The organism is Marivirga arenosa, from assembly GCF_030503895.2.
Classification (GTDB): Bacteria; Bacteroidota; Bacteroidia; order Cytophagales; family Cyclobacteriaceae; genus Marivirga; species Marivirga arenosa.
Genome location: NZ_CP129970.2, coordinates 2,626,132 through 2,640,416 on the forward strand (window position 1 = coordinate 2,626,132; position 14,285 = coordinate 2,640,416).

The window sequence follows — 14,285 nt, forward strand, 5'->3', positions numbered from 1 at the left end:
TTTTACTCCTTGAATTTTTCTTTTAGATGCACTGGTTTTGTTTTTTTTCTCATCCTCATATTTAATACTTCAACCAATAATGAGAAGAATATTGCGAAATATATATATCCTTTTGGTACATGTACATGGAAACCTTCTACTAATAATAAAACCCCAATTAGCAGTAAGAAGGATAAAGCTAGCATTTTAACTGTTGGATGTTTATTTACAAAACTGCTAATTTTGCCTGCGGCTAATATCATAATACCTATACTGATAATTACAGCTACTATCATAATGGCAACGTTATCCACCAATCCTACTGCAGTTAAAATAGAATCGAATGAAAAAACGATATCAAGTAAAATGATTTGAAAGATAACGGATGTAAAGCCACTTATCTTTTGTGAATTTTTCACATCAGTTTCTTCCCCTTCAAGTTTATCATGGATTTCGGTTGTACTCTTGTATATTAAAAACAAACCACCTGCCATTAAGATGGCATCTCTATAGGTTAAATCGAAATCAAATACACTTAGAAATGGCTCTTTTAGTCCGACTAACCAAGTAACGGCAAATAATAATCCAATTCGCATGATTAGGGCTAAAAACAGCCCTAAATTTCGAGCCTGTGACTGTTGGCTTTCAGGAAGTCGATTACATAAAATGGATATAAATATGATATTATCTATACCTAAAACAATTTCCATCAGGGTTAAAGACAAAAGACTAATAATCCCATCGACAGTCAAGAGTGATTCCATAAAGACGTTAAAAAGATAAATTAATAAACATTAAATTTATAAATTTTAATGTGTAATTGGAATTTTTACAAGAAATGTAGAGCCTACATTCTTTTCACTTTCTACTGACACTTCTCCTTTGAGACGTTCTATAGCTCTCTTCATGATGAATAAACCTAAGCCAGTACCACTTGCGTTTTCACTTGCTCTATAGAACATATCAAATATTTTACTATGGTATTTTTCATCTATTCCTTCTCCATTATCACTTACTTTAATATTTATAAGCTCTTTTTTCTTGAAAATTGATATTTCCACTCGCGGCTGGTCTTTTTCAGCATCAATATATTTTATGCTATTTTCAATTAGGTTTTGAAGGATTGTATTAATGATATACCATTCTGATTTAAAGGATAGATTACTTTCAATGTCTATTGAAAAGCTAATTTTTGAGTAATTAGGCAGGTAAGTATAGGCTGAGATGCAATTATCAACAATTTCATAGAAATTTATTAGAGTCAGCTTTATGTCCTTATAATTTAATTCGGTAATATTAATGAGTTCCATCACGATCATATTCAATCTTCTGATTTGATGATCGTACATTTTGAAATATTGACGTGCTTCTGCGTCTTTGATATCCTTATCTGCTAAATCGCTTAAGCCCAATAAAGAAGCTATAGGGCCTTTTAAATCATGTGAAACACGATAAAAAAAAGAATCTAATTCAGTGTTTTTCTTCTCAATAATAGAAGCACGTTCTTGCTCGATTTCCGATTCTTTTTCTAAATCTTCTAGTTGGGAGATAATTTCATAACCATTTACAAGATTTTGAATATATAGTTGATTGGTTTCCTCTTTTAATCGTACATATTCTTCTAAGTGAAATAGCGCTTTGGAGGTATTAATGGATTTGAAGCATCTGAACAATAAATGGTGGCATTTAAATAGACTATTCTTTAAATCCATCTTCTCTGCAATTTCAGCCGCATCTTCTAAAAGCAAAATGGCCTCTTTAATCTTTTCTTCTTGTATGTAAACTCCACCAAGTTTTTCCATACACTCCACCAAGCCATCCTTAAAATCGCCTTCAGAATATAAAGAAATAGCTGTTTTAAAATATTCTTCGGCTGTTTTAAGATCGCCTGATTTTGATTTGATTTTTCCTGCTACATAATGTGCATTAGCTAGCTTCTCTTTCTGATCTAATTTAGCTTTTAGCTTTATTGATTTTTCTATCAAATAGGAAGCCTTACTTATTCTATCAATTTTAAGATTTACACTTGCTAGATTTAAATAAATATCGCTAATCAGATTTTCATTTTTAAGCGCCTCTGCCTCATCTAAAGCTTTTTCATAAGCGATTTTAGCATTTTTGAAATCTTGAAACTTTTCATAAATGTTACCTAAAAGGCATAGGGATTTTGAGTGGAAATTTTTGTTTTGGATGCTTTCGTAATGATTGATTGCTTCAATAAAATGAGGCAATGCATCGCTAAACTTACCTTGGGCTTTAAATATAGTCCCTAAATTATAACATGCATCACCTCTTCCTCTATCATAATCTATATTTATAGAAATGGCTTGAGCTCTTTCTGCCAAAGACCTAGCGGTTGCATATTCCTTGTTTTTTCTCTGCAACAAGGATAATTGATTCAATGCATCTGCATGAATGATGTTTTTTTCTTTGATTTTTTGGGATTTGAAAAGCGCTTTCTCAGTGATGCTTATCGCTAAAGGTATATTCTGTTTTGATAATTTATGAGCATCAGCTAATAGTTCCTTTATTCCCCCAATAAGGTCTTCAGCAATTTTCAATTAGATTATAAATTGATGGTTCCTATCAAATATACAATTTATAATTAAAAATCATCCTCATTTTCATCTGATTCTTCAAAGTTTAACATGCTGCTTAACAGGTCTTTAAAACTATGTCCTTTTGCCAAGGCATGTTTACTCAATAAACTGTATTCAGCCATTCCATGAAGTGCAAATTCCATCATAAAGTAAGTTTCTTTTTCATTCAGCTTTTTATGATGTTCTTTTACTAAATCTTTTAAGCCTGGAACCTTATCCAGTTTTTTTCTGTATTCTTTTTCATTGTCATCATGAAGAAGGTCTATTTTTTCTCCATCATTAAACCATTTGCTGATGGGTCTGTATGGGTTTTTCTTCTCTCTATCTTTTCTTAATTCTTCAGGATTCGGGAAATAATGATCAAATTGAGATCGTATCGCTTTGCCTACTAATGTTTGAGCTACAATACCAGGCCCTTCTTGTTCTCCTTCATATACTAGCTCAACTTTACCCGTTATTGCAGGAACAACTCCTGTGAAGTCAGACATGCGAACATAAACTTTTTTCTCATTATTGATCAATGACCTTCTTTCTGCGGCACTTACTAAACTTTCGTAAGCAGAAATTGTAAGCCTTGCTGATACACCACTTTTTTCATCTATATACTCACTATTTCTAGCTTCTATTGCAATCTGTTCAATTAAGTCTTTTGATAAATCATTTAGCTCTACTGTTTCATCCTGAACCTCTTTTATAGCTGCTTCTTGAGAAGTGATTTTCTTACCAATGGCAATTGATTCAGGATAATGCGTTATAATTTGTGCATCAATTCTATCTTTTAAAGGTGTAATTATACTTCCTCTATTCGTATAGTCTTCTGGGTTTGCAGTAAACACAAACTGTAAATCCAATGGTAAACGTAACTTGAACCCTCTTATTTGGATGTCTCCTTCCTGTAATATATTAAATAAAGCTACTTGAATTCTTGCTTGTAAATCCGGTAACTCATTGATCACAAATATACCTCTGTGAGAGCGTGGTATTAATCCATAATGGATTACTCTTTCATCTGAATAAGGTAATTTTAAAGTTGCTGCTTTAATAGGATCTACGTCACCAATCAAATCTGCTACCGATACATCGGGAGTAGCGAGTTTTTCTGTATATCTTTCTTCTCTATGCATCCATATTACCTCAGCATCATTTCCTTTTTCCTCTAGTATGTCTTTTGCTTGACGGGATAATGGCTGCATAGGGTCATCATTAAGCTCTGATCCTTTTAATACAGGTATATATTCATCTAGCAATAAGGTCATCATCCTGGCTATTCTAGTTTTAGCCTGACCTCTTAAACCCAATAAATTAATGTTATGACGAGATAGTATTGCTCTTTGAATATCAGGGATAACTGTATCCTCATATCCCCAAATGCCTTCAAAAACATTTTCTCCAGCCCTCATTTTCTTTATGAGGTTATCTCTGAGCTCTTCCTTAACTGATTTTGGTTGATACCCACTTTGCATTAAATCTTTGAGAGTGGTAATTTTTAATTTATCTGATGATAAGAGTTTTTCGTAGCTCATAAAATTGTTTTCAGTATCGTTTTTTTCTATTTCTTTTATAATCTTCAAATACTAAGTTTCCTAATCCTTGTAAACTACTATAATAAGCATTTCCGTTATTTACACTTGTGAATTCTTTTACAAATTCTTGTAGATAAGGATCAGAGGCAATCATAAAGGTTGTAATTGGAATATTCAATCTTCTGCATTGAGCTCCTAAATTCAAGGTTTTATTAAGGATTTTAGGATCCAATCCAAAGCTATTTTTATAGTATTTAATACCTTGTTTCATGCAGGTAGGTTTCCCATCCGTAATCATGAAAATTTGTTTATTTTTATTTTTTCGTCTTCTTAGTAAGTCCATGGCCAATTCCAAGCCAGCAATCGTATTAGTGTGATAAGGCCCAACCTGAAGGTAAGGCAAATCTTTTATTTGTATTTGCCAAGCGTCATTTCCAAATACGATAATATCTAGTGTATCTTTTTTATACTTCTTAGTGATAAGCTCAGCCAATGCCATAGCCACCTTTTTAGCAGGCGTAATACGGTCTTCTCCGTATAAAATCATAGAATGTGAAATATCAATCATTAAGACTGTAGAAGTCTGCGTTTTGTATTCACTATCTACTATTTCAAGATCATCTTCTGTTAGTTGAAAATCTCCAAGACCATGATTAATTTGAGCATTTCGCAAAGAATCGGTCATTGAAATTTGATGCAAGAGATCACCAAATTCATAATTCCTCCTGTCAGTACCTGGCTCTTCTCCTAATCCTGTAAAGTTAGTTTTATGCTCTCCCTTTCCAGATTTTTTAAGTTTACCAAATATTTCTTCTAATGCACTTTTTCTGATAGTTTGTTCGGTCTTTGCTGTAATTTCAAACGACCCATCGGGTGTCTTATCAGATATAAACCCTTTCTTTTTCAGGTCTTCTATAAAATCACCAAGACCATATTTGTCATCTGTGATATTATATTGTTTATCAATATTAGTAAGCCAGCTCAAAGCTTCACTTACATCACCTCCAGTTATGATCAATAATTCATTGAATACATTGAATAATTGATCAAAGGTTGTGTCTGATAAATCTTTGTGGGCTAAATATTTAGTGAATCGGTAACCTAACATATCTTTCCTTAACTAAAAGGAGAAGATGAATGTTACTTGATAAGCTTGAAAATTGTAAAAGAATTGGAATTAAAATTTTCTGGTAGTAGCCTGAGCTATAGAATATGATGTGAAAACTCTTGGTTTACGTGTTGAGATAATGTGATTTCTTGATATTTTTCATTTAATAAATTTTTGTGTGCCATATTAATCACACCTTTTAAAGAATAAATACTGGTAATGCTTACTGTTTTTACTTCACCCCGGTCCATTACCATATCATTTTCTAAATCACCAGAACCTGCATTTCTATGGAAATCTCTAATAGCTTCAACAGTGAAATTCTGATTCTCTTTTAACCATTTTGCAAACCATTCTTTTCTATTGTTAATAGCCTGTTGAGTGTAAAGTTGAGCAGAAGCCCATATTTGAGGTTTGCTTACATCCTTTTCTTCAAGAGATGTATTATTACCATCCCATTTGAATTCAAGTATTTTCAATTGAGGATCATGGAAAAGAACCACCATTGTGAAGGGTTCAATACCTGAGAAATCATAATTCTTAAAAAACTCGTCTGGTTTTATACACTCAATGGCTTCAATTACCACTTTTCCTCTACTCATTCTGTACGGAGGATTGAACTCATGTGGTTCATTTGCACCATTTAATAAGCATACACTAATTCCATTATCAGAAGTTGCAATCCATGTACCACCTGCCTTAGGGTCAGCTGGATATATGATGTTTTTCCCTTCAACATGATGATAAGAGGGGAAACCTGCTTGACCTCGTTCAGGACTTTCATCTCTATTTGTGGTGAGAATATATTGCTCTTCCGAAAGTGGTAAATAGGTAAGTGTACACATAGTTTTTGAAAATACTTTCGAATGATACTAAAATATAAAAATTAATGGAAGTGATTTCTTTAATTAATATAAAAAAAGTGTAGAGGGTCAGGGTAAATGAATGAATAATCTAAGATTTGTTCAATTTTAGAGTTTTCAATTATTCTGTTAGTTAATTCTTGAGGTGTATTTTCAAATATGGGATATTCAAAGCTATAATCATCTGCATTTTTTAAGTAAACTTCCTTCCGAGTTGGATGCTGTGGAGCAACGGCATTCAAAATGCAGCCCCAGGCTTTTTTATCTATCACAGTTATTATTATTCCAACAGCATCATCTCTGTGTAAATAATTTACTTTTTGATCGTATTGGTTTACTTTTTTACCTGCGAAATATTTGCCAGGTATTCTATCATAGCCTAATAATCCTCCAGATCTTATAATGGTTAAGCGATCATAGAAAGTGTTGAGGAGTAGTTGTTCTACTTGTATTAAAGCATTGGCTCTATCTGAATTTTTATCTAATTCATGATCTTCGTTTATAGGGTGATCAACATCAGGGTAAACAGAGGTTGAACTTATATATATTATTTTTTGATCGTTTTTTATGTAGGGAATAATGCTTTTAATACTTTCAAAGTGATGATTTACACCTGCTTTTGAGCTTTTGGGAGGGATGTCAATTATTAAAAAATCTGTATCGAAAAAGCTTTTATCAAATTTATTATTTGGTAATTCAATTTCATAAGCCTCAATTCCTTTTGATTGTAACTGTGATATTTTTTCAGTTGTGGTTGTACTTCCTTTCACCTTAAAACCTCTTTTGATAATTTCTTCAGCTAAGGCTAATCCAAGCCAACCACAACCTAAAATGCTAATAGAAGACATTACTACTTCTTCTTAGGTATTGTATTAAATACAAAATCCCAAATAGGAGAAGAAACTCCAAAATATTTATCTGGATGTTTGTAATGATGGATGCTATGATATATCCATAACCATCTTAAAAAGTTTTTGGGTGGTTGATATGCATGAATTGCATAATGAATAAAGGCATATAATAAATATCCAATTAGGAAGCCTGGCACGAATGCAAAAGCGTATTCCTTTATTATCAACCAGAAGGCACCAAAAATTATACTACTGATAAGAATGGCACCAGCAGGGGGCATCACTATCCTATCTTTATCTTTTGGATAGTCATGATGTATTCCATGAAAGGTATAGGTTATCCACCTTTTCCATCTTTTGTCGTCATCCATATGAAACACAAACCTATGAATGAGATATTCACCTAAAGTCCAACTAAAAAAACCAATAAAAAATAAGGTTAGAAAATTGGCTAATTCAATATTGAAATAAGTTAATGCTAAGTAAGCAAGATAGGTAGAGATTATCGCTAAAATGCTCAGTGGAATTGAAAAATGACTTCTTGATAGTTTTTCTAAAATAGGGTTGTTAAATAATCTTTTTGTACCAGAGCCCTTTATGTTTTTGTCTTGTGCTATTTCCATATCCAATAAAAGTGACAGTGTTAAAAAGTATGTTTTCGGTTAAATATGAAATTGAAACGATCAAACTACTTAATTGTTCTATATAATTGGATAGAAAATTTCTAGGCTGGTTCTGTCTTCAAAATTTTATCGTAGAAATTTTCATATAGTGGTAAGATATTGCTGATGTCAAATTCTTTGGCTCTTTCAAGGGCAGCTTTCTTAAATGTATCCAAATGCTCATCTGCAAGTATATACAATGCTTTTTCAGTCATATCTTTCACATCACCAACATTACAAGTAAAGCCAGTAACACCATTTATATTTAACTCAGGAATACCGCCAGCATTTGAAGACAATACTGGAACTTCACATGCCATTGCTTCTAAGGCAGCTAATCCAAAACTTTCTTTTTCAGAAGGCATTAAAAATAAGTCACTAACCGATAATACTTCTTCAACTGCCTCCAATTTCCCTAAAAACCTTATATCCTCACATGTTCCCAATTCACGGCATAGCTTTTCCATTTTTATTCTTTCAGGCCCATCTCCAACTAATAGGAGTTTTGCAGGTATAATTTTCCTCACATTATTGAAAACATGGATAACATCTTCAACTCTCTTTACTTTTCGGAAATTCGAAGTATGTACCATTAATTTTTCTCCATTAGGACAAATAGCCGTTTTAAAATGCTCTTTCTTTTGTCTCTTAAATCTGCTTAAATCGATGAAATTTGGTATAACTTCAATATGTTGATAGATATCAAAATGTTCCAAAGTGTCTTTTTTCAAGTCTTCTGATACTGCAGTAACGCCATCAGATTTATTAATACTAAAGGTTACTACAGGTTCATAAGAAGGATCTTTACCTACTAGAGTGATGTCAGTTCCGTGTAGTGTGGTAACTACAGGTATATTAATATTTTTTTCTTTTAATATCTGCTTTGCCATGAAAGCTGCTGAGGCATGAGGTATGGCGTAATGCACATGCAATAAGTCCAGATTTTCATGTTCCACTACATCAACCATTTTACTGGCTAAGGCAAGCTCATAGGGTGGATATTGAAATAAAGGATAAGTTCTAATATCTACTTCATGATAGAATAAATTTTGATTAAAAAAATCTAATCTGGTAGGTTGTGAATAGGTGATGAAATGAACATTATGTCCGTTTTTTGCTAAAGCTTTTCCTAATTCTGTTGCTACAACCCCACTCCCCCCAAAGGTAGGATAACACACTATTCCAATATTCATTTATTCTCTATTAAGTAATAATCTTTTATTGATGAAAGCTAAAACGTAAGGCTCACTCAATATGTTTAAAAAATCAAAAATACCAATCAAGTATATTATTGCTTGTAACTTAGTTTACGTATTCTTCATGCTGCGATTCGTATTCAAAAATTGATTGGTAAATCACATCCATTATTCGAGTTCTGATGTTAGAGGTTATTAACTTTCTATTTGATGCATCAGGGTATATTCTATTAGATAAGAAAATAAAAACCAATCCAAATTCAGGATCAGCCCATGCTGCGGTTCCAGTAAAGCCAGTATGGCCAAAAGTTAAGGAAGATGCGTAATGTGAAGTAGGAGAAGGGCCATCTTCTTCTACTGGTTTATCCCAGCCTAAGCCTCTTCTATTTTCATCAAATTGCTTTTTGGTGAAATAGGGAACTGTTCCCTTACTAAAATATCGGACTCCACCATAAGACCCATCCCATAGGTTCATTTGCATTAATATGGCTAAGTCTTTGGCATTGCTGAATAAACCAGCATGTCCTGCAACTCCACCCACCATTGCGGCACCTTGATCATGTACCCAGCCTTTTATTAAATCATTCCTGAATAGTAAGTCATTTTCTGTAGGAGCAATTTGTGTTTCTGGAAATCTGCATAAGGGTAAGAATCCCATCGTTTTCATACCTAATGGTTTATAGAAGTTTTCATACAGAAATTCTTCATAATTCATATTCATCATGCGTTCGCTGATTTTTTGCATAATGTAGTAGCCCATATCAGAATAGCGATAATCGTATCTTTTTTTCCACTTAGGCTTTTCTAATAATTCTGAATCAATTACCCATTGCCAAATGGAATCCCCTAAAACTTGATGACCATATAGCCCAGAAGCTAATTGGTTAGGATAAAGAGAAGCTTCATAATTCTGGTAAAGCGGTGTTTTTAAACCAAACATATCGTGTGTTTGCTTCCAAAATGGAACGTAAGGCACTAAACCTGCCTGATGCGTTAGTATATTCCTCAAAGTCATGTTTTGCTTATTACTGCCTTTAAGCTCAGGAAGATATTTTACTATTTTCTCATCTAGATCGATTATACCTCTATCATATAAAAACATAATGCTTTGAAGTGTAGCAGCAACTTTTGTGATGGAGGCTAAGTCATAAATGGTTTCTTCTTTCACCTCAGAAAATTTATGATAGGTTTGAAAACCAAAATCTTTCTCGTAAATGATTTGGCCATCTTTGGCTACTAAAATTTGGCAACCTGGAGTTGCCTCGGTATCTACTGCTTCTTGCGCAATAGCATCAATTTCTGAAAGTATTTTAGGGTCCATGCCCACATCAAGCGGATTGCTGTAACCAAATCTATCATAAGGTTTAGTGATAATACCGGTTCCTACCTTAATGTCATTTGAAATACTGATAGGCAGTTTCCCTTTAATAGCTTTTGCTCCAAAAAGCATTTGGGGTGCTAGTTTTTGTGTATAATCATTGTCTTCATACATTAATAAAACCTGCTCGAAATTTTGTAAGTATTTTAAGCTGTAAGCATTTCCAAATACAGTAATGATTACATTTGATTTTTCAGATAAGTTTTGGAGAAATAATAAGTCCTCAGATTTCAGCCCAAATCGTTTCGATGGAGAATTATTCATATTGTGTAATCCTACTACTACTGTTTCATACTGGCTCAATTGATCCATTAATCGAGTGTAATCGCCAAGATCATAATTTCCTTTTGGGAGATCATAATGAGTGAAATCGGCATATTTATTTAAGAATTTCTGAAAAGTGCTATTCTTTTCTCCTCTTAAAGAAAGTGAGGCGAAAGTGGTGGTGTCCAGTATATGAATTGGGATAAAGTTCTTTTTATTTTTCACTAGTGTTGCAGCCTCAGCGTACAGCTTTTCATTCAAGCTATGTGCTTCAGTAGTATGCAGTTTTTCAAAAATATTTTCCTTATCTAGTTTTTTAAAACCTTCATTTAGTCCTAGTTTATATTTTGCATTTAGAATTTTCTTTACACTCTCTTCTAATCTGTCTTCCGTAATTTCTTTATTTTTAATAGCAGTTTTAATCATTTTAACTGCATTGGGCACATTCATCGGAAACAATAAAACATCATTTCCTGCTTTAAAAGCAAGTAAATCTGTTTCTCCTGGTTCATAAAAATTACTAACTCCTTTCATATTAAGGGCATCGGTAAAAATTAGTCCATCGAAACCTAATTTGGTTTTAAGTAAATCTGTAACCACATTTTTAGATAAAGTGGTTGCTTTGCTAGGCGTGTTATCATAAGCAGGAATATGTAGATGCGCCACCATCATGCTATTTACATTATTCTCAATTAATTTTTTGAAAGGGTATAATTCAATTTCATCTAATCTTTCTTTAGAATGGCGGATTACTGGAAGGGTCATATGAGAATCAGAATCAGTATCACCATGACCAGGGAAGTGTTTAGCATTTGCTAGCAATCCATTATTCTGCATTCCTTTCATGTATGCCACTCCTTTTTGAGCTACATTCTCCTTGTCTTCACCAAAGGAACGATAACCTATCACAGGATTTTTGATATTATTATTGACATCTACAACTGGTGCAAAATTGACATGTACACCAATTAATTTAGCTTGACGAGCAATTTCAGCACCCATTTTATATATCAAATCGTTATTCTGAATAGCGCCTAATGTCATTTGCTTTGGGAAATTCATGGTGCTGTCTAACCGCATGCCTAATCCCCATTCTGCATCCATTCCGATCCATAAAGGTATTTTTGATTTTGATTGTAAATAATTCGTAATATCAATTTCTCTGCCTGGTCCGCCCTGAAAAAATATTAAGCCTCCTATATTATAACTCTCTATCAAAATCGCTAAGTCTTCCACATGCTGAGCATCTTTATTGGAATAAGCCGCAACCATAAAAAGTTGACCTATCTTTTCATCTAAAGTCATATCCCTGTAGGTTTGATTTACCCAATTAGGATAAGATTTAGTTTGCGATAGCGTTGTGTTTAAAACACTTAAACTCGAAAGAAAAAGAAGGTATAAAACTTTTTTAATCATGAGGCAGTTTTGATTTTATGATAAAAGCTAAATAAGCGCTAAGTTTGTTATGTAAAGATTAATTATTCTTTACTACGCTAATTTGTTGAATTAATTTGGAATCATTTCAATAGAATTTAAATTTAACTTACATATAAACATCTTAGTTCTTAATTTATCAGACTTAAATTGAATAATTATGAAATTTCCATCCATTTTTAGGCTTCCACGCCATCAAAGATTTGAAATCCAGCCAAGATATTACGATCCCGTAAAAGAAGATCTAGATAAGAGAACAGCTAGAATTCGACAGGAAATAAAAAATGAAAGTAATGGCGGTTCTGTAGAAAGTATTAGAGAAGCGTACAGGAATAGGAGAAGTTCAAACCGATCTGCTGATTTGTTTCAATTATTGATGATAGTAATTGTAGGATTATCAATAGGAGGGTATCTAATGTATGGAGCGAATGTATATTTCGCACTTTTTCTCCTAATCCCTTTATACATCATATTAAGAAAACGAAGAAGTTAATTTTTTAAATGTCTGATATTATACAATTACTGCCTGATGCAATTGCCAATCAGATCGCAGCAGGTGAAGTAGTCCAAAGACCAGCTTCTGTAGTGAAGGAGCTTTTGGAAAATTCAATTGATGCCGGGAGTAAAAAAATTAAATTAGTTGTAAAAGATGCAGGTAAACAATTAATTCAAGTAATTGATGATGGAATAGGTATGTCTGAAACGGATGCCAGAATGTGTTTTGAAAGACATGCTACCTCAAAAATTCGTAAATCCGAAGATCTATTTGAACTCAAAACGATGGGGTTTAGAGGTGAAGCTATGGCCTCTATTGCTGCAGTTTCCCAAGTTGAGCTAAAAACTAAAAAGGAGGATGCAGAGCTAGGGGTTTTGTTAGAAGTTGAGGCCTCTGAAGTAAAAAAGCAGACCCATACTGCCTATACTGGTGGAACTTCGATTTCCGTTAAGAATTTGTTTTATAATGTTCCGGCACGAAGAAATTTCCTAAAATCCAACCCTGTAGAAATGCGTCATATTATTGATGAATTTCAAAGGGTGGCATTAGCTAATCCTCAAGTGGCTTTTAGTCTTCATCAAAATGATACCGATGTTTATCAGTTAAATGCAGGAAAATTAAGCCAACGAATAGTCGGTTTATTTGGCAAAAACTATCAAGAGCAGTTGGTAGCTTGTGAAGAAACTACAGACCAGCTTAAAATTTATGGCTATATAGGAAAACCAGAATATGCTAAAAAGACCAGAGGTGAGCAGTTTTTCTTTGTCAATAATCGATATATAAAAAGTGGCTATTTACATCATGCAGTCGTAAACGGCTTTGAAGGCTTATTAGCAAATGATGCTCATCCATTCTACGTATTGTGTTTGGAAATTGATCCTAGAAAGATTGATGTGAATGTCCATCCTACGAAAACTGAAATTAAATTTGATGATGAGCGTATGGTGTATGGAATATTAGCTGCTGCTATCCGTCAGGCATTAGGTGCTCACAATGTTGCACCTGCTTTAGATTTTGATAGTGATGTGAATTTTAGTTTTAATGCACCAAGAAGAAGTAGGGTAGATGAATTTTCAACAAAGTCATCAAATTATCAAAAATTTAAGTCGAAGGATAGCGATAGTGAATGGGATAAAATCCTATCAAATTTTCAAGAATTAAGTGATAAAATAAGTAAGGAAGAGGATCAAAAAGAAGTGATAGATGAGAGTCAGCAATCACTGACTTTTGGAAGTTCTATTAATGAAGAGGTAAAAGCCGTAAGCCCAAATCAGGAATGGGGAGATAGTAAAACCAGCATTTTTCAGATTCATAATAAATACATTGCAACTCAAGTAAAGTCGGGTTTAATGTTGGTTGACCAGCAAGCTGCTCACGAAAGAATATTGTTTGAGAAGTTTAATCAACACTTGAAAAATAATGATGGAAGTTCACAGCAATTTCTTTTTCCAGAGCAACTACAATTGTCTGCTTCAGATTATGCCTTAGTAATGGATATGGAGGAGGAATTAAAAGCCTTAGGTTTTGTAATTACTTCCTTTGGTAAGGATACGGTAGTGATTAATGGAGCACCTACTGAATTAACCGATACCTCTGTGAAATCTGTATTTGAGGGATTGATTGATCAGTTTAAGCATAATAAAAATGTCTTAAGTGTATCTAAAAACGAAAATATTGCTCGATCATTAGCCAAGCGATCAGCTGTTAAAGCTGGGGCAAAACTTAACGCGGAAGAAATGAATGCATTAATAGATAAATTATTTGCATGTCAAAACCCTAATTATGCACCTTCAGGTAATTCGACTTTTATTATTTTTGACCTGAATAAAATTGGCAGCTTTTTCAATTAAAAATTATCTTTTTTAGATATTGGTAACTTTATTATAGTTGATTAAGTATTTAATAAGTCGATCAACTTTATTGATTTAAAA

The 14,285-nt window shown here is 33.1% G+C and carries 11 protein-coding genes; 2 read left to right on the forward strand and 9 right to left on the reverse strand.

Features of this window, described 5'->3' with window-relative positions; translation table 11 throughout:
- Window positions 1-2: 2 nt before the first annotated feature.
- The 9 genes from QYS48_RS11520 to QYS48_RS11560 all read right to left on the reverse strand — a co-directional run bounded on the left by QYS48_RS11520 (window position 3) and on the right by QYS48_RS11560 (window position 11,840).
- Window positions 3-743, reverse strand: a complete 741-nt coding sequence (locus QYS48_RS11520; RefSeq protein ID WP_308356030.1) for a TerC family protein — start codon at window positions 741-743, stop codon at window positions 3-5.
- Window positions 744-788: 45 nt separating this feature from the next.
- Window positions 789-2,540: a tetratricopeptide repeat-containing sensor histidine kinase gene (locus QYS48_RS11525; RefSeq protein ID WP_308356031.1), complete on the reverse strand. Its 1,752-nt coding sequence runs from the start codon at window positions 2,538-2,540 to the stop codon at window positions 789-791.
- Between the two features lie 44 nt (window positions 2,541-2,584).
- Window positions 2,585-4,102: a magnesium chelatase gene (locus tag QYS48_RS11530; protein WP_308356033.1), complete on the reverse strand. Its 1,518-nt coding sequence runs from the start codon at window positions 4,100-4,102 to the stop codon at window positions 2,585-2,587.
- A gap of 10 nt (window positions 4,103-4,112) precedes the next feature.
- Window positions 4,113-5,210, reverse strand: coding sequence for a VWA domain-containing protein (locus tag QYS48_RS11535; RefSeq protein WP_308356034.1), 1,098 nt, complete (start codon window positions 5,208-5,210; stop codon window positions 4,113-4,115).
- Window positions 5,211-5,305: 95 nt separating this feature from the next.
- Window positions 5,306-6,055 (reverse strand): NRDE family protein, encoded by a 750-nt coding sequence (locus tag QYS48_RS11540; RefSeq protein ID WP_308356035.1) that lies wholly within the window; start codon window positions 6,053-6,055, stop codon window positions 5,306-5,308.
- 59 nt (window positions 6,056-6,114) lie between these two features.
- Window positions 6,115-6,921: an NAD(P)-binding domain-containing protein gene (locus QYS48_RS11545; protein ID WP_308356036.1), complete on the reverse strand. Its 807-nt coding sequence runs from the start codon at window positions 6,919-6,921 to the stop codon at window positions 6,115-6,117.
- Between the two features lie 2 nt (window positions 6,922-6,923).
- Window positions 6,924-7,547 (reverse strand): sterol desaturase family protein, encoded by a 624-nt coding sequence (locus QYS48_RS11550; protein ID WP_302101672.1) that lies wholly within the window; start codon window positions 7,545-7,547, stop codon window positions 6,924-6,926.
- Window positions 7,548-7,648: 101 nt separating this feature from the next.
- Window positions 7,649-8,779, reverse strand: a complete 1,131-nt coding sequence (gene bshA / locus QYS48_RS11555) for an N-acetyl-alpha-D-glucosaminyl L-malate synthase BshA (RefSeq protein WP_308356037.1) — start codon at window positions 8,777-8,779, stop codon at window positions 7,649-7,651.
- Window positions 8,780-8,888: 109 nt separating this feature from the next.
- Entirely contained in the window at window positions 8,889-11,840 is a 2,952-nt protein-coding gene (locus QYS48_RS11560) for a glycoside hydrolase family 3 N-terminal domain-containing protein (protein ID WP_308356038.1), read from the reverse strand.
- Window positions 11,841-12,018: 178 nt separating this feature from the next.
- Between QYS48_RS11560 and QYS48_RS11565 the strand changes: the two genes are divergently transcribed.
- Together QYS48_RS11565 and mutL are read left to right on the forward strand one after the other, a co-directional pair.
- Window positions 12,019-12,351, forward strand: coding sequence for a hypothetical protein (locus QYS48_RS11565; protein WP_302101666.1), 333 nt, complete (start codon window positions 12,019-12,021; stop codon window positions 12,349-12,351).
- Between the two features lie 8 nt (window positions 12,352-12,359).
- Window positions 12,360-14,204 (forward strand): DNA mismatch repair endonuclease MutL, encoded by a 1,845-nt coding sequence (mutL, locus tag QYS48_RS11570; protein WP_308356039.1) that lies wholly within the window; start codon window positions 12,360-12,362, stop codon window positions 14,202-14,204.
- Window positions 14,205-14,285: the final 81 nt, after the last annotated feature.